Below are 22729 nucleotides of genomic sequence, written 5' to 3' on the forward strand. Positions count from 1 at the left end.
AGGAAATACGATGACAAACGCAAACGGCAATCATGCATCCAGCGATCGGCTTGACCGGGTCGAGCAGCTCCTCGAAGCGATCGCACTTCGACAAGACAGAGGCCAGCGGCAAATGGAGAATTTGCAAGCTAGCCAGCAACAAAGCCAACAGCAAATGGAGGAGCTACAAGCCAGTCAGCGACGAACCCAGCAACAGCTTGATCAATTGCAGCAAGTTGTCCAGGATGGCTTTGTCGAAACAGGCAATCTGATTGCCGAGCTGACTGTCAGTACCGGAAATACTCTAGACGAAATCCGTCAGCGACAGGTAGAGAGTGACCAACGGTTTCTTTCGGCCACAGAGGAATATCGCCAACGACAGGCAGAGAGTGACCAGCGCTTTTATACCTTGCTGGAAGAAGTCAGGTACCTGATTCGCAAACTGCCGGGACCTAATCCTGGAGAAGAATAGGGATTGGAGAGATTTTGGAACAGTGGTGGCTGATGCAGGACGACTGCCAGTGGGCAAGCGAGGCTTTCGATTTTGGGGATGCTTGAGCCTACGTGATTCTATTGAAAGGGTAGATTTTCTACAACTTTTACAGAAAATATGCGACTCCGTATTTTTTGTATTTCATCCAGGTGGCTGAGAGGATTCAGCAGGTTGGCTCGTGCTTTCAATGCAATCGATCACTCATCATCGATAAAAACACCCGATACCTGAGGAGATTCCATCCATGTTGCCCCTCCGTTTTGCCCCCCTACTAAGTCTGCTTGCACCTCTTGCTGTAGGACTGATGCCATCTGCTCCTGCATTGGCTCTGGAAAGCCGTCTCTGCAATGGTTTTGGTGCAACCGATGTGCAGGCTCAGTTCCCGTCCTATCGAGTCGCTGTCTGTATTCAAGGAATGGGACCAACCCATATGAAGGTGCAGGGCTATGGCCAACCCAAAACGATACGGCTCACCAGGGTAGAGATGCTACCAGAGGGGGGCTGGTATTACCAGGCTGAAAACGGCAGCATGATTTATACCTTGACCATCAAGAAGAACGCAATTGCTGAGCTGCAAATTGTGGATGGTGATAACTACTGGAAAGAGGCGACCCGTAGAGTTGAATTTGTTGAGGCCATTCCACCACGGTAGAAACTGCTTCCGTTCTGGTCAGTAGTTCGAGTGGCTAACCCCGATGCTGGCGATATTTGCAGTACGATCAAGGATCAGAGCTGGAGCAAACCTGATGGCCTCTCCTTTTCCTGGCATGGACCCCTATCTGGAAGATTCCCTCTGGCGGGAAGTCCACACTTACTTGATGACGGCTATTGCCAATGATCTGAATGCTCGCCTGCCTGAGGCTTACCGAGCAACTGTAGAGCAGGCCACCTACATTGCTACTACCGGAATAGGTACACCGGATGTCATAATTTTGGGTGACTCCTCTGAGCCAAAGGCTCAGGTGACTGGTGTTCTTGCGTCTGTGGTTGCCCCAGTGCAGGTCGAAGTGCCTGAACCAGAGGAGGTCATCGAACGATGGCTGGAAGTCAGACAGATTGCAACAAACCAGGTAATCACAAGCATCGAAATCCTATCACCCACCAATAAGGTGGACCCAAGGGGACGGGAGCAGTACGAACGTAAGCGCAATCGGGTGCTGGCTAGCAGGACCCATTTGGTCGAAATTGATCTGATCCGATCGGGCAAACCGTTTCCTATCCTGTACATGCCAGCCAGCCGTTATCGCATTCTGATTTCTCGGAGCAGCACCAGACCTGGTGCACAACTGTACCCGTTTAACCTGCCCCACCCTATTCCGGCTATTCCTGTGCCCCTGCTGTCAGAAGATGAGGAACTGTTGCTGGATTTGCAGACTATCCTCAATACGATCTATGACCAAGGTCGCTACCGGTTAGCGATCGACTACAGCCAGGTGCCTCCTCCTCCAGTGCTGACCCAGGAAGAACAGGACTGGATGCGACAGATTTTGGAGTCTGGTCGCTAACACCTGCTGCTGACATTCACAATGAAGGCCAGTATTATGCAGACCTCTGGACTTCTGATCAAGACAGGTCAGGAAGTTTTCCTGTTCCACCAGGGTACCACCATGATGGGGTAGAGGATAGTAGTGAAGGGACTGGTAGTTTTGTAACAGGGATCGGGTTCAAATGAGCACCTGCAGTTTGCGCAGTAGGTGGTTTAGGGGAGAACGCAAATCCTAAAATTTCAGTGGATCATTAAGCCACGAGAAATCGGGGAGACTTATCATGGTTTCCACAAGCAAAACGTTGGAGAGAAAGCTTTTATGGATGTTTTTGAGGAGCGGGGTTAGGTTACTGTCGATCGGTAGAATATCTCATTCATCCATATCGATGCCTCAATCAGCTCACCTCCAATCTATAGTTGGCATGATTGCCAGCATTCTACTGCTTTTGCTGCCCTTTCAGCCATTGCTCCCGGTTGAACTGGGTTTGCTGGAAACGATCGCAGTTGTCACTTCTGCCTGGAGCGTTTGGTTACTGGCTAAGAATAATTTATTCGGATGGTGGATTGGGTTAGTGGGAACAGCCCTTTATGGCTTTGTTTTCTATCAAGCCAAGCTGTATGCCGAGGTTGGTCTACAGGTGTTTTACTTCGTCACCAGCTTGCAGGCCATCTACATTTGGTTAAGGGGTGGGCAGAATCAAACTGAGAGACCTGTGGGGTATGTTTCGAGGAGATGGATGGTTACCGCAGGCATCTTGGCAATCGGCAGTATTTTTGCCTTGAGAGCCTTCCTGATTGCTATTCGAGGAGCGGCACCATTCTGGGATGCTCTGACCACAGTGATGAGCCTGGTTGCTCATCTGTATCTCATGGGTCGTTTTGTAGAGAGTTGGTATCTATGGATTACCGTTGATGTGATTTATGTGCCGCTCTACACTTCCCGGCATTTGTATTTGACCAGTATCTTGTATGGCATCTTTTGCTTGATGGCAATTAATGGCTTGCGGAACTTCCAGCACATCGAGCATGAGCAACGATTGCAAAGGGTTGAGCAGTAGCATGAAGTTGGGCATTACCGTTGGTAAGTTCTACCCATTCCATTTGGGGCATGATTACTTGATCCGGCAGGCCAAGGGCCAAGTCGATCATCTGGTGGTGTTGGTCGGGTACAAACCAACCCAGGAGATCTCAGGTCTAGCTCGAGCGAACTGGATTCGTTTCCTGCATCCTGATGTCGAAGTAATCGAGGTGTTGGAGGATATTCCGGAGGCCCCGGCACCCTGGGCTGAACGGGCATTGGAAGTCTTGCAAGGACGAAAACCAGATTGGGCGTTTACGTCTGAGACGTATGGTGAACCCTGGGCAGTGTTAATGGGAGCAGAGCACCAGGCGATCGACTTGTTGCGTAGCACCGTGCCTATTTCTGGGACCCAACTGCGACAAAATCTCGCAACCTACTGGCAAATGCTGACGCCTCCTGCCAAAGCCTATTTTGCCAAACGGATTTGTGTAATTGGCGTTGAGTCCAGTGGGACAACAACCTTAGCCCAAGCCCTGGCTCAGCATTATCAGACGGTGTGGGTACCGGAATATGGTCGATGGTACTGGGAGGGCAGACGCCATACTCCAAATGCAGACCAGTGGGAGACCTACGAGTTCGTGCAGATTGCTAAAGGCCAGGTAGCTTGGGAGGATGACTTAGCCATGCGGGCAAATTGCCTCCTCGTTTGCGATACTGATCCTTTGGCAACCCATATTTGGCATCGACGATATATGGGGACTGACTCTCAAGCTGTTGAATGTATTGCTGACAGTCGTCACTATGACCTGTATATTCTGACGGCTCCTGATTTTGGCTTTGTGCAAGATGGTACCAGGGATGGTGAGTGCATTCGGCTGCAAATGCATCAGTGGTTTATTGATGTGCTCAATCAAAAAGATAAGCAATTCATCCTTGTTACAGGGGCGCATGATCAACGGATGACCTATGCGATCGCTGCCATTAATTCTCTGCTTGTGTTTCCGGCTCTGGATGCCCCTTAAAATAAGGGACATTGCAGTCAAAATATAAACCAATGTGTGATACTTTTATTGCGCTGGCCGACGCTACGATTGATGGCTCAGTGATTTTCGGCAAGAATAGCGATCGGCCTGCAGGCGAGATTCAAGATATTGTGACCTTCCCTGCTCAATCCTACCCCAAAGGGCAACAGGTTCAATGCACTTATATTGAAATTCCCCAGCTTGAGCAGACCTTTGCAGTAGTTCTATCGAAGCCCAGATGGATGTGGGGAGCCGAGATGGGAGCCAATGAATGTGGAGTTGTGCTTGGTAATGAAGCAGTATGGACGACTCAGCCCTGTCAACCAACAGGACTCCTGGGCATGGATTTGGTCCGCTTGGGGTTAGAACGAGGGGGGACAGCCTTTGCGGCGGTGCAGGTCATCATAAATTTGCTAGAGCAATATGGACAGGGCGGCAACTGTGCTGAGCATTTTTCTTTTACCTACCACAATTCCTTTCTCATCGCAGATTGCCAAGAAGCCTGGGTTGTGGAAACGGCTGGAAGGTATTGGGTTACAGAAAGAGTGACCCAGGGGACACGATCGATCTCCAACAATCTGAGTATTCGAGGCAAAGGGGACTTGCGCCATCCTGAGATGATTGCTGATGCAATAGCTCAAAAGCTCTGCTCAAGCGAATCAGAGTTTGACTTTACCGAACTATTTTCTGAGGGTGGGATTGAAGATTCCCTGTCTCTCGACTCTAGAGCAGGTCGAGTCCGATCGCTATGTCGGCTACATCAGGGGCAGTTCACGATCGAGACTGCAAAATCCATATTGCGGGACCATCAGGGGCATATTTGTATGCATGGAGAGTTTGAAACGAGGGGAAGTCAAATTTCCCGGTTGTCATCCCAATCCTGTGAGCATTGGTTGATTGATCATCCCTTCCCCTGTCAACGGGAATATAAACGGGCAGAATTTCCTGAGACCCTAGCTGTTACCAAGAACTACTACCATGGGTGAAGAAGATCTGTGAGTCGTGGCAATGGAAGCCCATTCAATTGGTTTCCCCAGCGAGTGGGGAGTTCTTAAATACAACTTTCAGTACTTAGGTCTACACAGTGTTTCCATTCAATTGGTTTCCCCAGCGAGTGGGGAGTCAAACACTGCTGTCAGTCCCCAGCAGTACACAGGCCGTTTCCATTCAATTGGTTTCCCCAGCGAGTGGGGAGCCTGCCAATAAACTCACGATCTCAGGCTCCTGTCAGGTTTCCATTCAATTGGTTTCCCCAGCGAGTGGGGAGCTACACAGAAAACCACGCGGGGTTCGAATACGATAACTGGCAAATCGTGTTTCCATTCAATTGGTTTCCCCAGCGAGTGGGGAGGAGTCATTTAAGTCTACTCAGATTATTTCTGGCAACCCTAACCGGTTTCCATTCAATTGGTTTCCCCAGCGAGTGGGGAGGCTGCTTTGTCAGATCGATGGACCGAGCCCATAATGTTTCCATTCAATTGGTTTCCCCAGCGAGTGGGGAGTTTTCCGACTCTTCGATTAACACATCCACAGACCGGATTGTTTCCATTCAATTGGTTTCCCCAGCGAGTGGGGAGTTTCCCGTAAAATGCGATGCCACAGTAAGTCAAGAGATTAGTTTCCATTCAATTGGTTTCCCCAGCGAGTGGGGAGTCGAATATTTCGACTCCTGGGCTGGCAGCTTTGGAGTTTCCATTCAATTGGTTTCCCCAGCGAGTGGGGAGTTTGGCCACGATCGCAGCCACGCGCCCATAAATCTCGTGTTTCCATTCAATTGGTTTCCCCAGCGAGTGGGGAGCTACTGGCAGTTCCCTTACAACCAATTGGAGTTGGGGAAAGGTCCGGGGTTTCCATTCAATTGGTTTCCCCAGCGAGTGGGGAGAACTCGATACTGACAAAGGTCCAGTTTATTTCGTTGAATCGGTTTCCATTCAATTGGTTTCCCCAGCGAGTGGGGAGCCCATTGATAGAAGCAGAAGGGACAGAGCAAATCGAGTTTCCATTCAATTGGTTTCCCCAGCGAGTGGGGAGATCGTGGCTCAGGATCTGGAGGAAACGATAAAGGCTAAGGTTTCCATTCAATTGGTTTCCCCAGCGAGTGGGGAGGGTCCTAGTACATCTAATGTAAACAAACAGAAGTATTTAGCAGTTTCCATTCAATTGGTTTCCCCAGCGAGTGGGGAGGTTAAACGGGCGATCGCGCACTTTTTGCAGCAGCACTACTGTTTCCATTCAATTGGTTTCCCCAGCGAGTGGGGAGGTACTATTTTCTATAATTTGCTGGAGAGTTTTTAGCTGTTTCCATTCAATTGGTTTCCCCAGCGAGTGGGGAGCCAAGCGTTGATCAAGTCCTCATCTGTTTGCGGCTGAGTTTCCATTCAATTGGTTTCCCCAGCGAGTGGGGAGCTGAGAAACTGATCAGTTGGTCTCTCTATAGTGTCTGGCAAAGGGTTTCCATTCAATTGGTTTCCCCAGCGAGTGGGGAGAAGATAAAAGATTCACTGGACTACATAGCTCCAAGGCTTATCCTCAAGTTTCCATTCAATTGGTTTCCCCAGCGAGTGGGGAGTCCGCATTGGCTGGTGTTAGCCCTGCTATGGCAGAGTCTAGAGTTTCCATTCAATTGGTTTCCCCAGCGAGTGGGGAGCGAACAAGCAGGATACCAAACTCTCAATCCCATCAGTGTAGAGTTTCCATTCAATTGGTTTCCCCAGCGAGTGGGGAGGACTACCCGACTTCCTGGGAAGAGTCATACTACAGTTTCCATTCAATTGGTTTCCCCAGCGAGTGGGGAGCTGAAATTCAAAAATTATACCCCGACGCTCGCTTTTATGTTTCCATTCAATTGGTTTCCCCAGCGAGTGGGGAGTGGCCAGTAACCAGATTGAGGTTTCGGCAACCAGGGGGGGAGTTTCCATTCAATTGGTTTCCCCAGCGAGTGGGGAGTCATTCAGTACCCGCTATAAATACCAATCAACAAAGGAGAAGTTTCCATTCAATTGGTTTCCCCAGCGAGTGGGGAGACCCAACGACAAGACCGAAGACCACTGGGTTAAACGTTTCCATTCAATTGGTTTCCCCAGCGAGTGGGGAGGCTCAGACGGGGAGTGCATCGCCGATCCGAAAGCTATGTTTCCATTCAATTGGTTTCCCCAGCGAGTGGGGAGAAAATTCCGCAAATCTATCAAGCCAAAAGTAGTTAAGGGTTTCCATTCAATTGGTTTCCCCAGCGAGTGGGGAGTACACTAGTTGAATCTCAGGAAACAGTCTGGCGAGTTCACCGTCCCAAGTTTCCATTCAATTGGTTTCCCCAGCGAGTGGGGAGCAGCGATCGTTGCCCGTCAGCGTAGTGGCCAAATTGTTTCCATTCAATTGGTTTCCCCAGCGAGTGGGGAGGATGAATTCCAAGCCGGTCGAGGGGCTTACTATTGTGTTTCCATTCAATTGGTTTCCCCAGCGAGTGGGGAGCTGACGATGGAAATCCCGTTCCCCGCAGAATCTTTTTGGAGTGCGTTTCCATTCAATTGGTTTCCCCAGCGAGTGGGGAGTTCGACTTGCACCGAGGAAAGCATCAGGATGGCGTTTCCATTCAATTGGTTTCCCCAGCGAGTGGGGAGGACGTTCCTGGAGAGCAGTATCAGAAACAGTGCAGAAGTTTCCATTCAATTGGTTTCCCCAGCGAGTGGGGAGCCCCTGATTCGCTTCCCCAGTCCCCACCACACCTTTGCGTTTCCATTCAATTGGTTTCCCCAGCGAGTGGGGAGAGTGCCAATTCTCCTTCCAATCGCCGTCTTCTATCCGGGTTTCCATTCAATTGGTTTCCCCAGCGAGTGGGGAGGGGCAAGCTTGATTGCTGCAGGATTGAAGCAGTACGAAACTCGTTTCCATTCAATTGGTTTCCCCAGCGAGTGGGGAGTCCACAGTATGACCCTAATAAACTCTTTATAGAAGATAGTACAGTTTCCATTCAATTGGTTTCCCCAGCGAGTGGGGAGAGTTAACTCTATACTTTCACCTAGATTAGAAACAGTTAAGGTTTCCATTCAATTGGTTTCCCCAGCGAGTGGGGAGCAAAAAGTACAGCATCTTTGGATTTTCCGCTCGGGTTGTTTCCATTCAATTGGTTTCCCCAGCGAGTGGGGAGGGCTTACGGAGTGTCTGTGTCCAACATGATTAAAATAACGTTTCCATTCAATTGGTTTCCCCAGCGAGTGGGGAGTCAATACGCTGACAAAGGCCGCATCGTGCGAGCACTTGTGGTTTCCATTCAATTGGTTTCCCCAGCGAGTGGGGAGTACTTGATGTTGTTGTTGAGTGGGTTGTTGACAAGTTTTGCAGTTTCCATTCAATTGGTTTCCCCAGCGAGTGGGGAGCGCAATGCCGAGGTCAGAGGCCGCCATCATGTTCTTGTTTCCATTCAATTGGTTTCCCCAGCGAGTGGGGAGTTCAAATGCTGCTGGAGCTGGCAGGACTCTTGACTCTCGGGTTTCCATTCAATTGGTTTCCCCAGCGAGTGGGGAGCCTATCTGAACGAGTATATGAGTGAAGAGATTCCTCTGTTTCCATTCAATTGGTTTCCCCAGCGAGTGGGGAGTATCCTGCGGGTCTTTACCGGGGGGAGCCACCGAGGGGTTTCCATTCAATTGGTTTCCCCAGCGAGTGGGGAGAATACCAGCATCAAGATTGCTGTTGCTTTGACTGGACAGATTAATGTTTCCATTCAATTGGTTTCCCCAGCGAGTGGGGAGTGCAGGGAAGCTTTGATCTTGTGCTCAGCGCTATACGCGCAATCCCTGCCTGTTTCCATTCAATTGGTTTCCCCAGCGAGTGGGGAGACCCAGCGATCGGTTGCGGCTAGCAGGAGGACCGCACCGGTGGCGTTTCCATTCAATTGGTTTCCCCAGCGAGTGGGGAAATTTGAGCCTCAGTCTGCTGTTGCCGCTTCTGGCCGTTTCCATTCAATTGGTTTCCCCAGCGAGTGGGGAGATCAAAACATCTGAACACTGAATCCGAACGCCGCTATTGTTTCCATTCAATTGGTTTCCCCAGCGAGTGGGGAGTCGTATGATGAATCAAATTCGGGAAAATGGTTCTACCTCGTTTCCATTCAATTGGTTTCCCCAGCGAGTGGGGAACTCAATTTGGTAAGTTCTGTCGTTTCCAAACTCCTCGTTTCCATTCAATTGGTTTCCCCAGCGAGTGGGGAGAACGATTGAGGCTGGCCTGCCTTTATTAGAACAGGACGTTTCCATTCAATTGGTTTCCCCAGCGAGTGGGGAGATCAAAATAATGGGTAATCCAGTTATTTCTTATAAGGACGTTTCCATTCAATTGGTTTCCCCAGCGAGTGGGGAGGAGGGCAAGGAGAAAAGAGATGTTCTTAGTCAAAGAAGCCCAGTTTCCATTCAATTGGTTTCCCCAGCGAGTGGGGAGGATGCAGGTCAATACATAGGTTTGTGGATACTTCCGGGTTTCCATTCAATTGGTTTCCCCAGCGAGTGGGGAGTGGACCTGACCAAGGTGTTTCCCAAGTTGGCAGAAATTGAGTTTCCATTCAATTGGTTTCCCCAGCGAGTGGGGAGCTTAGATAATTGAGGTGATATGGAACCATCGAAACGAAAGTTTCCATTCAATTGGTTTCCCCAGCGAGTGGGGAGCGGAACACGTAGCGATGTGTCCCTAATAGGGATTATTGCCAGTTTCCATTCAATTGGTTTCCCCAGCGAGTGGGGAGAGAAGGCCGCTTGCTTGCTCAGTGCTGGCCATGCCGCGGTTTCCATTCAATTGGTTTCCCCAGCGAGTGGGGAGCCTAGCTCTTGGAACCTGGACCTGTTAAAGCATCCAGACACCATTTGCGAGGGATAGAGATTTTCCAGTGCATAGCACCTGCCATCATTGTATCCGAAACTGTAGAAATCCATACCAGGTAAGGCATCGAAGGTTACAACGAAAGAACTGGGATTCCAGGCATTTTCCTGATCCCTCGCAACATGACCTATACGATCGTTGAACCAGGCATCTGAGTCACCGGTGGATCTCCCCAAACTTCCACCTGCAGCAGCGTATGCCGCGAAAGTGGGTAGAACCTGATACTATCTACATCCTCTTTATACTTTTTTCTCAACCGTTGCCGCAATTCATCATATTTGTCTGGTGCTAGAACACATTCAAACACGCTGTATTGAACCCGTTGCCCATAGCCCTCTAAGAGATCTGAGATCTTCTTCCGTCGCTTGTCGCAGGGAATGTCATACGTGATGATGTAGAAAAGCATGGTTTAGCGGATCAGATAAGGCTTGTATCCCTGAGCAGGATTATAAACAAACTGCTTATAAGCTTTAACTTGTTGCATCAACAGCCCCCAGCGGGGTTGCTCCTCCTCATCAATTTGTAATTGCTCTTCCATCCGCTGCAGAAAAGCCCGCAAAAATTTCTTCCGCCCCATATCCTTGAGGTAACACCCCCCATCATGGTATTCAAAATCCTCGTCAGCTTTGACGATACCTCGATTAGCCAGATATAACACCAGAGAATCAACCACAGGGGCTCGAAACTCCTCAATCAAATCAGAAGCGAGAGCCGCATGGCGTTCACTCCCTTGATGTAAACAAGCTTGGTAAGGATCAAGCCCCTGTAACTCGATCAGGGAGAGTAAATGATTCCAGAGAACCTGATAGCCGAAACTGAGCATCGCGTTCACAGGATTACCAGGAGGGCGGCGCGATCGGGCAATAAACACCAACCCGTCCCCGGTTAAACAGTCCCCAAAGGCACTGAAATAACTGGCAGCACCTGCGCCTTCCATCCCCATGAGCTTGTCCAGTGTGGCGGCCTGCCCCGCTTGTTCAATCAGATATTCCAGGCTCTGGATGGCAAAGGTACTGGCATCTGAAGGGCGGCGGCGTTGTTGCCGCTGGAGAATGACTCTGCTATTGCGGAGCTTTGCCTGCACGATCGTTCGGGCAACGACCAGACGATCGACTTCAAGCAGTTGCTGTTGATAGCGAGACAAATGACGATAACCTCGTTCAACGGGCAAAATCCGACCATAGCAATATCCCATGCGGGAGAGATAGGCGATCGGAATATCCCGTTGCAGGCAGGCGCGGATTACCTGGGTCGTCACCTGGGACTGCCCAAAGATGAGGATTTGTTCCAACAGTGGCAGTTGGACTTCATCCAGAATAGTCTCTCCGCGTTTGATCAAGACCAGCTCTTTTTGGAGAGACAGGTAACAGCCCTGCTGAGAAACGTACAGCGTGCGCATAGATAGCTGGGTTAACGCCGATCCAGATCTCTCGGATCGGGCTGGCGGAGTTGCGATCGCTGGGATTCTGCCATCAGATCTGGCGATGGAGCACTGGGGGCCAAAAATCTAATGATGCGATCTGCGACAGTGGCGGTGGCATAGGTGGCCACGGTGACCAGCAAGGTGTTAATGATGACGGCTGCCAGTCCTAGAGGGGCAATGAGCAGAATCACCAGGGTGATCGCCCCATTGACCGCAGCAATGGAGAAATTGCGGACAACTGCCGCACGGGATGAGATATACATGGGTCATTCCTGGGTAAAGTGAATAGCGGACCAATGCACCCGAACGCAGATCAGCAAGTATTTGCTACATGGGGAACCCTCCACAGCAGGAAGCCATACTAATTCAGAGTAGCCAAAATTTCCAATCCGTTGTTTCCTCACAAGGGTCTGGGTGATGCTTGGGATTAGAGAGTTGCGATCGCACAGGACATTTAACTCAGAGACGATTGCATGGCCTGATCGAGTAAACTACAAATGTGTTGATTCAGTAGATCGAAGGGATTCTCACCGGGTAAGGGTGCGATTGCCTTCAAGATAGTTTTCAGATGCTTCTGCAGGGTATCCAGATCCTGAATCTCAGAGACTCCCGCCAAACGATGCACCAGGTCATTGCGATCGTCAATATATTTTTTCAAGTCTTTCAGGATAGGTAATAGGGCCAAGTACTCTGGATAGCGTTCCAGAATAGCCATCATTAAAAAGGCATTCAAAAATCCAGTTAACCGTAGAGGTTCCCCTTTAGGCGTCTTACATTGGCGCAGATATGCCATCAAAGTTCCTCCCTCCACTGCTGCTAAATCTCGCCAGACATCTTCTGGTGTTCGATCTTTCCCAGTTCGTAAATCAACTGGAATTTTGGCCTCGATCAATGCTCTCAAAGAGGTTTCTTGAAAAGAAGAAAGGAGAACCAGAAATTCGGCATATTCCCGATTTTTGAGTTTGGTTTGACCATTGAGATAACATTCCCTCGCTAAGGCTGTATAGCTACGCTGACGTAATGCTGCAATTTCTTTAAACCATTGTTGATCAAGGATTGCTTTGTAAGGTTGGATTGCTTGATCAGCCCGATCGAAGTCAAAGGCCATCCGACAATGCCCATAATTGAGCAGAGCCATCACTAATTCTGAGTTAAAATAACTGGCCTGAAAGCTAACTAATGCACCACTATAGTTGTAGTCTTGTACCTGCCGCTTGATCACCTTTAAGTCAAATTCATGCTTAAGAATGTTCACATCATCTCTGAAAACTCTGGCCTGTCCAGGTTGCAGTTCTTTAGGGTTACGAACCTGCCAAACGTGACTATGGGGTGCATAGCCTGTTGCCTGTAAAATGGCCCAACAGGATTTCATAGCCGGAGTTCCTGACGAGCCATTGAACTCCAATGTGTCTTGGACCGTTTGGTGCTTCCAGGCTTGTTCAACTGCTTGACGCGCTTCCTGAACTGCTAAAGACTGATTAATCGGATCTTGAGAGAAGGCTTCACTGGCGGCAAGAAGGCTAACAGTGTCTTCTTTGAGGTTTTTGATCTCTGACAAGAGCCAGTCTTTGGTATCGATCGCATTCTGCTGAGTGCCATCAGTATGCAATAGAAATACACGCTTTACGATATGGTGATTTGCGAGTAGATGATGCACCAGGGTGACGATCGACCCTTCAGTTTCAGTTTTGGCGAAGGGGTCTTGCTGTCCGACAAAGGAAAGAATGATACTGGCCATAGGGTTGTGCATCAAAGAATAGTGGAGCAAGTATTAGATCGTACCAAGTCCAAGGCTCTAGCGCTAATCCTGCTCGTTGAGATGCTGTGGTTTTGAATCGACTATGCTGCCAGATCCAGTTGAAATAACCCATGACTAATCGGGTTGTGACCTTAGTTTGTTCCCAGAGCTTACCAAACTGATTTTGTCTACGATGCCACCGTCCTATTTGTTGTCTCATGATTCCATTGGTTTTCTCCAATCGTTGTGTCTTATCTTGACCGATGTAGTGGAGGATTTCCGGTGGTAATACTCTTTCATACCCTCCCCAGTCATCACTATTCCACTGTTTACAGGCAGTCTTTCCCTCGCTACTAACTACCAGCTCCTCAATCAATTCATCGGTGTGCTTTCCCACCCGGGCCGCCAGGACCAGACCACTTGAATCAGCTAGACTCACCCCAATCCAGCAATCACCCCTTTCTAACTCCTCTGAGCAGCATTGCTTTTGTTTTTTGCACAAACGACCACAGTTCATCTGCACTGACTTCTTCTGTTTCAACGGCTTGCACTTGGGCATTATGCACCAATTGGGCCTGCTGACTCGCGGCACGAATAATGCTCACAACCGTATTGTATGCAAGCCCACTCGTGCGGCTAATGCCTCTTAAGCTGCTGCCTTCGCTATGGGCTTGTAACACTTGCCGAATTTGTTCTGGAGTGATTTGACGATGATAGTATAGGGTATCAAATCGCTCGTTGAACGTTTGCTGGCACTGGGGGCAAAAGTAGCGTTGGCTCCCATTCGGAGCTTTTCCGTGCTTGTGGGTGCTAGGATGACTGCAGAGCCTACATTCCATAGTTTGTGCTTAAAAGTAGACAGACCTCTATTTTACTCAACCCACCATGCTCTGACGCACAACCAAAAGAGCTATGGATTCGGGCTTTGATACAGAAATGGCGTGCTTAAATTATTGAAGGCATTTCTGATTTTCTGAACTTCTGTGCAATAGCTGATGTGAATATCGTGTAATCGTCTAGGAAATATACTGCTTCGTTTATCCAGAATTAAGTTAAAACCTCGACCAATGGAAATGCCAATCTGATCGGTAAAAAGAAAACGATCGTGGATCATCTGTCTACGCTGCTCTTCTTCTTTGACAAAGATCTGAAATTTAGGAAGTAAATCTCTCATGTTCGCTTCCAAATTTTGAAATGCAGTGATGGCACGATTCCTGTCAAATAGAGGTTGGTTTGGATAGGGTCGAGTGAAAATACCTGTGTAGATTTTCACAGTACCGGATTCTCCTAATCTCGACTCCCGTTTAAACACGTCTAAAATCCATTCCAGAGCGAGTTGATACTGATCTGCATTGCTTTCTAAAATAGAACGTCCAATATAGCGATCGTAAAGCTCTATTCTCGCAGCATCCCTAAACAAAGGAATCAGGATTTCTTGCTCGAATTTTTGTTGCCGTCCTACTCCCGGTGGATAAAAGCGATCGCGCCTCTCAAGGGTTTGACAAAGCTTGTTGTTGAGGGTGTACTCATTAATATCAATAATGTTTGTCAGAGTATTGGCAAGCTGTGTTCTTGCTGTTGCAAAACAGGGAGTGGGATTGACAGAGCAACCCTTGCATTCTTGCCGAGCCACCACGAATTTTGTTGGGTAGTCTTGAACGATTCTCAAATGAGGATCACATTGCTTTACGGAGGTTGATACTGGTTGGGATTGACCCGACAAAGAAACGGCAATAATCCGCTTCTGATCAGAGAGTCGGTTCAAAATGCTTATAGCACTATCTTTGAATCTTTGTGGCCATTTGTCTAAGACCTTTTGCATTGAATGCAAATCCTCTACGAGAACTACACTCGTTTGCTCTAGCTGCCGTAAAAGCCCTATCACTAGGCTATAAGTAGCGGGTTGGTTATCTAGGATTGAGGTAAAAATAGAGGGTAACAGTACTAAGCGATACAGCATATCAACTAAACCTCTCCTTGTAGCCTTCCTCAAAGAAACCATTAGGCCATTCGTCAATAAAATAGCCTTCTTCATCGAGCCTTAAGAGCTTGCATTTTGCTCCATCGGCTGTGCGATCGACGTAAATCACAGAGACATCTTCTACATCTAGCTCTCCTTTGCGAATAAGTTTTTGTAGCCTGAGCATAAGATGTTCGCTATGAGTTTCAATGATAAAATCATTGTAGAAAGGCTCCTTGATGCACTCCGCCAGTAAAGATCCCAATTCAGTTTGTAAGCGCGGATGAATATGGATCTCTGGTTGTTCAATCATGATGATTTTGCCTGAGGAAGCCATACTCTGGATAATAATGGGGAGAACTTGACTAATCCCAAAGCCCACATCCAGCATGCTGACATTAACATCGGTGAATTGATCAACCAAACGTAGAGCAAAAATGTCACTGAGTTGGGCTGTGTCTTGGCTGGTAAATTTTTCGACTTTGAGTTCATATTTCAAGTCAAAATCCTTCAATCGCTGATTTACTCGCTCTAAAAGATCAGGACGTTTGAATAACAAGTCAGAAATGCCCTTTCCCGTTTTACCCACTTGTTCACTGGTGTTGCCGCTAAAAATATAGAGCCGTTCAGGATAGTCTCTTAGAGGAGCGATGTAGATGATCTCTCCTAAAAAAACTCTCAGCAGGTTTGCTGCTTCTATAGTTAAGTTACTTAAGGCTTCAAAGGTGCCTAGTCGTTGATGGAGTTTAAATAAATGGATAATTTCTAATGGAAAAAATTCTTCAAATGAGAAAAATTCTTTCTGCCATTCACCTGGATTGTCTGGCAGAAAGTTACGATACCCCATAAAGGAATAGGAAGTGACTTTGAGAAAATCTTCGATCGCCTGAGCCAGGGTATATGTTTTCAAGCGTTGATCCAGGTCGATTAAATACTCCATTTCGTCAATACAGTCAGCCAGAGGAGATTGCGATCGCTGATCTGGTTCAATCTGTTCCAGTTCTTGCTTCAAAGGAGCAATTTGTTTGGCTAAAGCATCTGAAATCTTTTTCTTCTGGTTAGCTGTAATGGATTTAAGCTGCTGCCAAGCCTTGATCGCATCATTGGTTTGATGACGAAATAGGTCAAGTAACTTCGGTTGACCATTCTTCCACCAGTTTTGCCAAAAGGGATGTTCAGAATGAACGGTATCAACAGTCAACACCACGTTGTTACCAGCTGTTTCTTCTCGATAAGTAACAATGGGAATATCTTCACGGTCTTGAAACAGGTCAACAGCAGAGAAGATTGGTATGTTTTTTTGCTGATCATAGGCAAAAGTAATCCTTAAGCCCAAGTTTGGCGAATCCCCGACTTTGAACACCACTTTAATGCCGAAGGGTTGGTTCACGTCATGGCGATGGACGAACTCCCGATAATTTCCCAGATTGGTGAGCTTGCCTTTAGGTAGTAAGCGCACATCCGTACTTTCTGCTTCTTCCAAGGTCTGTTTCAACAACAGCAATGATTGCAAAATTGAGCTTTTGCCAGAAGAGTTGGGTCCGTAAATCAATGTGATCGGACGAATGGGCAGCGGATCGGTATCCCCAAAAGCTTTGAAGTTGGTTAACTGGTATTGCCGTAGCATTAGGTCAGCCCCCAGATTTGAGCATGGTTTTGGCGACTGGTTTGGGACTGAAGTTCCCGGAGGTATTGCTGACGAGGATTTTGAGTGGCTCCAAATACTGTTACGACCTGATAATCCCCCAAATCGGCAATCCAAACCGGTGAGGGTTTCACCTTAGCACCCAAAACCGCACCACAGAGATCTGGATCGTAGTTGCCATTTTTCTTCAGTTCTTCACTGTGGAGAACGGCTAAGGCATAGGGCTTGCTAAAGTTGCTCTTGCCTGTGCAGACGACAATCCGACAGTTGGCATCAACGGCTTCTGTCCATTTATCGCGCCGAACCTCGCCCAAGGCACGGGGTTGATTGGGGTTGAGAGACTGATTGGTCAGTTGGCTTAATGCCTGATAAAAATCCTGCAAATGTTGGTGAAAGAGTTTTTGGAAACCCTGAACCGTATCTGGCAACTCCCAAAACTTATCCTCACTATCAGGGCTGAGAGTTGAGCCACGCCACCAAGGGGCGCGACCATTTTCGCGGTTTTGTCGGGAGTAGCAGGGCCGTCTGGCTCCCTGACCAATACCACCCAAATGGAACATCATCCAGAGCAGATGTTTGAATAACGCCTTGATCGCATCTTGTTGTTTTTTCGCGGTTGGGGCTTCTGAAGAACAGTCCAACACCAAGGTGCCAGATTGCTCACCACAAGGGTCGTTCTTGCCTTGAAAGTTAGAGCGGGCTTCCGGCTGTACCACCTTGCCATCGATGATTCTGACGGTCACCCACCCTCTGGTTTGAGGTGTAATCGAACCAAAGAGAATCGCTTCTAAGGCTTTGACCTCAGATGGAGGTGATACAGATTTGCCTTCACGAATGGCTTTCAGATAGGGTTCTAGCGATCGCTCAGTGCCCACAGGCAACACACCTAATGCAAAGGCTCGGAACCAGTACCGCAGCATGGACTTGAAGGCAACCGATCGCACCTCGGCATCGGGTTGTCCCCGCATTTGCCATTCATTGCGGCGATCGTTCCAGTTCCATTGGGTAAACCGTTGCCGTCCATGAATCAGTTGTCCTTCCAGGATAAAGTCTACGGAGAAAAAGCCTTTACTGGCGGCTTGCCCTGCCCGCACCAGACTGCCGTAGCCTGTGTTCACCTGGGAGCCAATTCCCGCTTGCAAGCCATTGGTTAACCATTGCTCCACCTGGCTACGAATTTGCTCAAACTCTTCTGGTTTGCATTGACTAGCCCGCCGAATCCCAATCAAAAACGTCGCCTCTTTGAGTGAGAAAAAGGAATTGGGATTGGGGGAATAGTCCAGCACATCTTCTTTCCATCCCCAAATATTGTTTGCCATGTCGATGGTTAAACCTCCTGCTTGCCCCGATGCGACAGGTAGGGGGTAGGCATCGAGAAAAATGATTTTGCCTGCTTTTTCTTTACTTTCTTTGCTATCCAGATCGCCAAAATATTTGCGAGACACGTCTTTTTCTGCGTCTTCCCATGAATGCCCTTTTGCCGCCAAGTCTCGAATTGCTTGAGCACGAGCCACACCACGCAGGGTACTAGAAGGGATATAAGGCATTCCTAGGGCATCAAAGGCAGGCAGAAGAATACTCTCTGGTCCACGGTGTCCACCGACACGAATCCGCCAAGCCGATTTCACTTGAAAATAGTTGCCTTTACCCGCAATTTGCTTAGTGCGTTCAGTCAATGTAGTCAAACGCTCTCGGTAGTTAGCTCCCTCCTCTGCCAGTTGCAGCAGTTGCACCTTAGTATTGGCATCCTGGGTTTTGTTGTCAGTGAGCGATCTCATCCACCGCAAATATTCCACAAAACTAGCCGAGGGATGAATCTCTTCCGGTGGTTGGGCTGGATTCAGCCAAGGAGAGGTTTCTGGTAGTGGGTTATTACCATTGCCGCCATTGCCACCCCCACGATTGCCGCCACGGTTCCCACCGCCCCCTTTAACATCGGGAAGTACTTTCTTGGTCTTGCCTGTGTCTGCTGCTGTCCTTTGAGTAGGTCGCTCGGTTGCATTAGGACGTGCCGTTGGGTTTGGGCGTGATTGACCAGGACGACTCGGACGTTCAAACACCATAATCAATCGCCTCCTTTGATATCCCAGTACACAGCACTTGCCCAAAAGCTAAATTCTTGTGCTAGGGCTAATCCCAATCCTGTTAGCCCAAGATAATCATCAACATCCATACCAACCAAGGTATTCAAACCATCTGTCCCAGACAACTTAGATTGTTCTACCAATGTTTCCAGGCATCTGAAGTATTCCTGAACAACTTGCTTTTTTCCCTTTTTATCCTCACTAATGGCTTTTTCCTCAGCCTTCAGACGCAATAATCCCCAAGTTGCAATGTAGGTGTACAGCTCAACCGCTTGATTTTTCTGTTCTTTGAGCCGCTCCTTCCGTTTTGCCTCATCGCCTTGATTTTGCTCTTGCTCGTCTCGCAATCCCTGCAAAGACTCATAAACAGGCTTCCCGATCGTGCGTGGGTCAAAACTCATACGGTTGCCTCCTGTTTAACGCCTGCCTCACTAGACCACTGCTGCACAAAACCACGCCCCAGGCTCTCTTGTCCGCCAATTTGCATAACTGCATTGTCAGTCAAGATCTGATTAAACTTCTTTTGTAAGTCTTGAGCCTGTCCAGTTGCCTGCGATGTCACACCCCAAGGGAAATACATCAGCGTATCCGGTGGAATTGCTTCTTCGTACCGGAAACCGCCATTCACCGTTTTATGCTCATCCAACTTAACCTTCACTTGCCGCCACAAACTCATCTGAATCAGCGTGGTGCAGTGCTGATCAGGCAAAATTAAGGCGTGATCAATACTCCCTATTTCTGATTGAGGAATCCATGTCTTTAGATCACTTTTGGGTTTTAAGCTTGCAGACTTAAGAATCGCATCCTTAAGATAAACAGGCTTACCCTGAGCAAAGTTATTGCTGTAGGGTTCAGGGGCTTTTTCAGTTCTGCCGTTCAATCTTGCCCAACGTTGCAGCAACATGGGAGAACTTACCCACACCACACCATGACTGAGGGATGGCACAGGCAACCAAAGAATCGATGCATCGCCAATCCAAAGACTGCCTTGAGTCAGGTTTGTATCGCTGCTACTCCCCGTTACATCATCAATCGTATTGCCCCACAGCCTATTCCGTTCTACTTCTGGAGTCAGCGATCTCAACTTACCCCGGATTGTGCTTGAGGGAATATAGGGCAAATTAGTATGGGACTCACGCGCAATCCCCAAAAGGTTGCCTTCCTGGGTCGTACCTCCTGTATGCAAAGGCGAGAGGAGATAAAGATAAACAAGATTACCGAGCATAAAGTGACCTGAGTTGATGAGTATTGACTATGGCAAAACGGTTACAGAACCAAATTGACGGAAATGTTGATCAAAGGCGAATGCCTGAGCTACCTTGAGTTTTTCCATCACCACCTTGCTGGTACAATCGGTAAAGCTCCAGTCTTTATCAGAAAACTGACGAAACACTTGCCATGACTGTTGAACCTCTGCCTCAGTTAGGTAATGAACGGTAGCCAGCGCACCAGAAAAAAAGCTATCTCCCAGAGCCATCGCCCGTTGGTTTTCTCGTCGCATTCTCAACAGTGTTAGCGTTTCATCGATGACATAATCTGTCGTGATTAGCGGTTGTGTATTCTGGTTCAGCCAGATAGATGCAATCTGATAATCGGCATCTGAGGGAACGACACTCGCAAACCAAGCACCCGTGTCAACAAAAATCATGGTTTGTCTCCAGTGGAATACAACAAGGAGTCATGATCGCGGTTAGAAAAAACTTGGTTGTCGGATTCTAGGGGTAGTGCCGCGATCGCTGCCAGGATTTCAGCGGGGGTTTTAGCTGTTGAGTCCGTTTCAGTCGGGGTAATCACAACCGAAACGTGGGTACCTTCTGGAAGAGCGATCTCCTGAATCGGTTTCAATACCCCGTCTTCATAAATTGCTTCAACTGTTAAGTTCATCTTGTTTGCCTCCTGTTATGCTGTTTTGATTATTCGAGCCTGCATACTCAACGCGAAAGTTGTTGAAATCCCCACTCATATAGGGATTTCAAGAGTAAAGTGTCTGGAGGATGCCAGCATTTTTTGATTACTGTTTCCAAAACTGTCATCATCAAGTCAACTGTTGAAGTTTTAGGATCTACGGGCATCCCCGATTTTGTCCATAGTGATCGAATTTCCGTTTCATTGATCGATTTACCTTCGTGAATGAGTTGGTTACGCTTCTCACGAATTGCATCAAGCAGTTTGTACCAGGAGCTAGTGTCATTGAATTTATGCAAAGTCAACCAAGCATCAATTAATTCCTTAAAGCCTGGGGTGTAGTCCTCCGGCCTTCCTCGATAGTTGTCTTTGGGGATAATCAGCTTCTTAGTCAACCAGGTTTCTGTTTTTGCCCGAATTGCTAACAGACGCTCCAACAGTTGGGCAAATTGCAGAAATGCGGTTGTCCAGTTTTCGCGGTTGGTTGCCAACTCGATTAGTACAACCATTTCCCAGGCTTGACGATACCTGGATGCTGGGGTTGTTTTGGGTGAAAGAATTTCTTGAAGCTGGGTTTGCCAGGTCTGAAGCTCGTTTGGAAGCACCAGTTTGTGTACTGCGTTGGAGCGTAGCCAGGAGTCTCGCAGGACTTTGAATGCTTTCTCTAACTCCAGATTACTCACCAGGGTCAGATGTTCTGCTAGTTTGTAAACAACTTCAAAGCGATCGCGATGAGCTGCTAACCAAACCTTAGCTTCTGCAAAATCTCCCCGTCGCCATGCTGAGATAATTCGTTCTCGCTCCACAGGCCAAAAATAGCTTCCTAGAGCTACGACATTAAACTGATCAGAAATACAGGCATTGCTGTTATTTTGAGCATCTAACTCAAACAGAGGGGTAGGTTCAACAGGAATCACTTGCTCCACAGGGCATTGTCGCATCAGAGCGGCAGCACAAATTTCCAAAGTGTTAGCGATTTGGGGAACAGAACCCTTCGTTTGGATTAGTAATGTGAGATCTTGCGCTTCATCCTTTGAAAGGCGATCCAGGGCATATTGCAAAATAAACCCTTCAACTTCTTGCCGAATCGCATCAATCTGGTTAACCGCCACTACAGGGTTCCACACATCTACCTGAATTTGGGGATAAAGCTGACGCAGATTGCCCGCCATCAGTTCTGTCAACCACAGGGTATCAGCACGACGAAAATTCCAGGTAACGGTTTCTGGTTGGTCGGTTCCCCATAAAATAATATGGTCAAGTCCATCTCGGACAGATTTGGCAATAATCTGATCATCCAACAGCAACTTTACCCTGGAAAAGTCTGATTGGGATACGCACTGCTGGTAAACTTGCTCTCCCAGATGCCTTACACTCCAAGGAAATTCAGGTCTAGCGGTATTACTGTGATAGCCACGCTCAATGCCTAATTCCTGAGTATAAAGTTGATCAATATGTTGGGGATGCCCCCGATCTCCATCGGCACCGAGCGATCGTACAATGCCATCTTTGCATTTCCACCCAACCTGACGAGTTCCAACTGTGATAATCAGTGTTTTCATGTTTTTTCGTAGATTGAAGATCTGACGATTAAAATCGCAGCTATACAGGCAATGTCCGCCTACGCGGACTGGACTTGTTGCTCTATTGTTCACCTGCAAAAATAGGCTGGCTAGAAACTGGCAGTGTGGGAAGTTCCCATTGAGGGGTTAGGGTGTGTTGCTTATGGTGACCGGGTTGGTTGCGGATATAGTTAGCCACGAGATCGAGGTGTTCATGACTAACGCTAAAGGCACCATAGCTACCTTGCCATTTAAAGAATTCTCCGGGTTGGATGATATGCGTCACAAGGTGGGACGAACTGCCTTTGACGGCTTTCATCAAGTCCGAAACACAAAGAGTGGGAGGAATACCTACTAGCAAATGGGCATGATCGACAACACCCCCTACAGCGATCGCAGTGCCTTTCAGTTGAGTACATTGACGAATAATCTCCGCATAAATAGCAGTCTGGATCGCAGGAGTAATAATGGGTAGCCGATCGCAGGTAGACCAAACGCAATGGATATAAAGTTGAGTGTAGTTTTCTCTCATAAATAAGTTCC

19 protein-coding genes, 1 pseudogene and 1 CRISPR repeat array are annotated in these 22729 nt (G+C 48.0%); of the genes and pseudogenes, 6 read left to right on the plus strand and 14 right to left on the minus strand.

Annotated elements, in window-relative coordinates:
- The first annotated feature begins 10 nt into the window (after positions 1-10).
- From BST81_RS16665 to BST81_RS16690, 6 genes are all read left to right on the plus strand, one after another.
- Positions 11-451, plus strand: coding sequence for a hypothetical protein (locus tag BST81_RS16665; protein ID WP_075599622.1), 441 nt, complete (start codon positions 11-13; stop codon positions 449-451).
- Between the two features lie 325 nt (positions 452-776).
- Complete coding sequence (locus tag BST81_RS16670) at positions 777-1124, plus strand: hypothetical protein (protein ID WP_143780373.1); 348 nt, start codon at positions 777-779, stop codon at positions 1122-1124.
- Positions 1125-1218: 94 nt separating this feature from the next.
- Complete coding sequence (locus BST81_RS16675; protein WP_075599624.1) at positions 1219-1977, plus strand: DUF4058 family protein; 759 nt, start codon at positions 1219-1221, stop codon at positions 1975-1977.
- 367 nt (positions 1978-2344) lie between these two features.
- Positions 2345-3016, plus strand: a complete 672-nt coding sequence (gene pnuC, locus BST81_RS16680; RefSeq protein ID WP_216351368.1) for a nicotinamide riboside transporter PnuC — start codon at positions 2345-2347, stop codon at positions 3014-3016.
- Between the two features lies 1 nt (position 3017).
- The gene (locus BST81_RS16685; RefSeq protein WP_075599625.1) at positions 3018-4001 is read left to right on the plus strand and encodes an AAA family ATPase; all 984 of its coding nucleotides are present in this window, start codon (positions 3018-3020) and stop codon (positions 3999-4001) included.
- A 32-nt stretch (positions 4002-4033) separates the two neighbouring features.
- Positions 4034-4987 (plus strand): C69 family dipeptidase, encoded by a 954-nt coding sequence (locus BST81_RS16690; protein ID WP_075599626.1) that lies wholly within the window; start codon positions 4034-4036, stop codon positions 4985-4987.
- 26 nt (positions 4988-5013) lie between these two features.
- A CRISPR array of direct repeats spans positions 5014-9809; the repeat unit is 36 nt; unit sequence GTTTCCATTCAATTGGTTTCCCCAGCGAGTGGGGAG.
- A 187-nt stretch (positions 9810-9996) separates the two neighbouring features.
- On the opposite strand, the gene cas2 is transcribed toward BST81_RS16690, so the two are convergent.
- The 14 genes and pseudogenes from cas2 to tnpA form a co-directional block, all read right to left on the minus strand.
- On the minus strand, positions 9997-10275 hold the full coding sequence (gene cas2, locus BST81_RS16695; RefSeq protein ID WP_075599627.1) for a CRISPR-associated endonuclease Cas2: 279 nt from the start codon (positions 10273-10275) through the stop codon (positions 9997-9999).
- 3 nt (positions 10276-10278) lie between these two features.
- On the minus strand, positions 10279-11268 hold the full coding sequence (cas1, locus tag BST81_RS16700; RefSeq protein ID WP_075599628.1) for a CRISPR-associated endonuclease Cas1: 990 nt from the start codon (positions 11266-11268) through the stop codon (positions 10279-10281).
- Positions 11269-11279: 11 nt separating this feature from the next.
- Positions 11280-11555: a CRISPR-associated protein Csx18 gene (gene csx18, locus BST81_RS16705; RefSeq protein ID WP_075599629.1), complete on the minus strand. Its 276-nt coding sequence runs from the start codon at positions 11553-11555 to the stop codon at positions 11280-11282.
- 191 nt (positions 11556-11746) lie between these two features.
- Entirely contained in the window at positions 11747-13030 is a 1284-nt protein-coding gene (locus BST81_RS16710) for a hypothetical protein (RefSeq protein WP_171974782.1), read from the minus strand.
- Between the two features lie 34 nt (positions 13031-13064).
- Positions 13065-13869 (minus strand): annotated as a pseudogene (locus tag BST81_RS27095) (IS1 family transposase); the annotation flags it as partial.
- A gap of 71 nt (positions 13870-13940) precedes the next feature.
- On the minus strand, positions 13941-14852 hold the full coding sequence (locus BST81_RS16725; protein ID WP_216351369.1) for a hypothetical protein: 912 nt from the start codon (positions 14850-14852) through the stop codon (positions 13941-13943).
- A 139-nt stretch (positions 14853-14991) separates the two neighbouring features.
- Complete coding sequence (locus BST81_RS16730; protein WP_075599633.1) at positions 14992-16617, minus strand: AAA family ATPase; 1626 nt, start codon at positions 16615-16617, stop codon at positions 14992-14994.
- The gene (locus tag BST81_RS16735) at positions 16617-18698 is read right to left on the minus strand and encodes an RAMP superfamily CRISPR-associated protein (protein ID WP_075599634.1); all 2082 of its coding nucleotides are present in this window, start codon (positions 18696-18698) and stop codon (positions 16617-16619) included. Before BST81_RS16735 ends, BST81_RS16730 begins: the two co-directional genes overlap by 1 nt.
- Positions 18699-18700: 2 nt before the next feature.
- Entirely contained in the window at positions 18701-19120 is a 420-nt protein-coding gene (locus BST81_RS16740; RefSeq protein ID WP_075599635.1) for a hypothetical protein, read from the minus strand.
- Positions 19117-19944: a type III-B CRISPR module RAMP protein Cmr4 gene (gene cmr4, locus BST81_RS16745; protein WP_075599636.1), complete on the minus strand. Its 828-nt coding sequence runs from the start codon at positions 19942-19944 to the stop codon at positions 19117-19119. The genes BST81_RS16740 and cmr4 overlap by 4 nt, the downstream gene beginning before the upstream one ends.
- Positions 19945-19971: 27 nt before the next feature.
- Positions 19972-20367, minus strand: coding sequence for a PIN domain-containing protein (locus BST81_RS27610; RefSeq protein ID WP_075599637.1), 396 nt, complete (start codon positions 20365-20367; stop codon positions 19972-19974).
- Positions 20364-20603, minus strand: coding sequence for an antitoxin family protein (locus BST81_RS16755; protein ID WP_075599638.1), 240 nt, complete (start codon positions 20601-20603; stop codon positions 20364-20366). The genes BST81_RS27610 and BST81_RS16755 overlap by 4 nt, the downstream gene beginning before the upstream one ends.
- A 47-nt stretch (positions 20604-20650) precedes the next feature.
- Positions 20651-22186 (minus strand): hypothetical protein, encoded by a 1536-nt coding sequence (locus BST81_RS16760; RefSeq protein ID WP_075599639.1) that lies wholly within the window; start codon positions 22184-22186, stop codon positions 20651-20653.
- An 82-nt stretch (positions 22187-22268) separates the two neighbouring features.
- Positions 22269-22718 (minus strand): IS200/IS605 family transposase, encoded by a 450-nt coding sequence (gene tnpA / locus BST81_RS16765; RefSeq protein ID WP_075599640.1) that lies wholly within the window; start codon positions 22716-22718, stop codon positions 22269-22271.
- Between the last annotated feature and the right edge of the window lie 11 nt (positions 22719-22729).

This window comes from Leptolyngbya sp. 'hensonii' (assembly GCF_001939115.1).
Taxonomy (GTDB): Bacteria; Cyanobacteriota; Cyanobacteriia.

Bases quoted from the DNA above. Each gene is read 5' to 3' on its own strand.
- cas1 (WP_075599628.1), bottom strand. From the start codon at position 11,268: ATGCGCACGCTGTACGTTTCTCAGCAGGGCTGTTACCTGTCTCTCCAA.
- pnuC (WP_216351368.1), top strand. From the start codon at position 2,345: ATGCCTCAATCAGCTCACCTCCAATCTATAGTTGGCATGATTGCCAGC.
- BST81_RS16735 (WP_075599634.1), bottom strand. From the start codon at position 18,698: ATGGTGTTTGAACGTCCGAGTCGTCCTGGTCAATCACGCCCAAACCCA.
- BST81_RS16730 (WP_075599633.1), bottom strand. From the start codon at position 16,617: ATGCTACGGCAATACCAGTTAACCAACTTCAAAGCTTTTGGGGATACC.
- BST81_RS16755 (WP_075599638.1), bottom strand. From the start codon at position 20,603: ATGAACTTAACAGTTGAAGCAATTTATGAAGACGGGGTATTGAAACCG.
- BST81_RS16670 (WP_143780373.1), top strand. From the start codon at position 777: ATGCCATCTGCTCCTGCATTGGCTCTGGAAAGCCGTCTCTGCAATGGT.
- BST81_RS16690 (WP_075599626.1), top strand. From the start codon at position 4,034: ATGTGTGATACTTTTATTGCGCTGGCCGACGCTACGATTGATGGCTCA.
- BST81_RS16740 (WP_075599635.1), bottom strand. From the start codon at position 19,120: ATGAGTTTTGACCCACGCACGATCGGGAAGCCTGTTTATGAGTCTTTG.
- BST81_RS27610 (WP_075599637.1), bottom strand. From the start codon at position 20,367: ATGATTTTTGTTGACACGGGTGCTTGGTTTGCGAGTGTCGTTCCCTCA.
- cas2 (WP_075599627.1), bottom strand. From the start codon at position 10,275: ATGCTTTTCTACATCATCACGTATGACATTCCCTGCGACAAGCGACGG.
- csx18 (WP_075599629.1), bottom strand. From the start codon at position 11,555: ATGTATATCTCATCCCGTGCGGCAGTTGTCCGCAATTTCTCCATTGCT.
- BST81_RS16675 (WP_075599624.1), top strand. From the start codon at position 1,219: ATGGCCTCTCCTTTTCCTGGCATGGACCCCTATCTGGAAGATTCCCTC.
- BST81_RS16685 (WP_075599625.1), top strand. From the start codon at position 3,018: ATGAAGTTGGGCATTACCGTTGGTAAGTTCTACCCATTCCATTTGGGG.
- tnpA (WP_075599640.1), bottom strand. From the start codon at position 22,718: ATGAGAGAAAACTACACTCAACTTTATATCCATTGCGTTTGGTCTACC.
- BST81_RS16725 (WP_216351369.1), bottom strand. From the start codon at position 14,852: ATGCAAAAGGTCTTAGACAAATGGCCACAAAGATTCAAAGATAGTGCT.
- BST81_RS16760 (WP_075599639.1), bottom strand. From the start codon at position 22,186: ATGAAAACACTGATTATCACAGTTGGAACTCGTCAGGTTGGGTGGAAA.
- BST81_RS16710 (WP_171974782.1), bottom strand. From the start codon at position 13,030: ATGGCCAGTATCATTCTTTCCTTTGTCGGACAGCAAGACCCCTTCGCC.
- cmr4 (WP_075599636.1), bottom strand. From the start codon at position 19,944: ATGCTCGGTAATCTTGTTTATCTTTATCTCCTCTCGCCTTTGCATACA.
- BST81_RS16665 (WP_075599622.1), top strand. From the start codon at position 11: ATGACAAACGCAAACGGCAATCATGCATCCAGCGATCGGCTTGACCGG.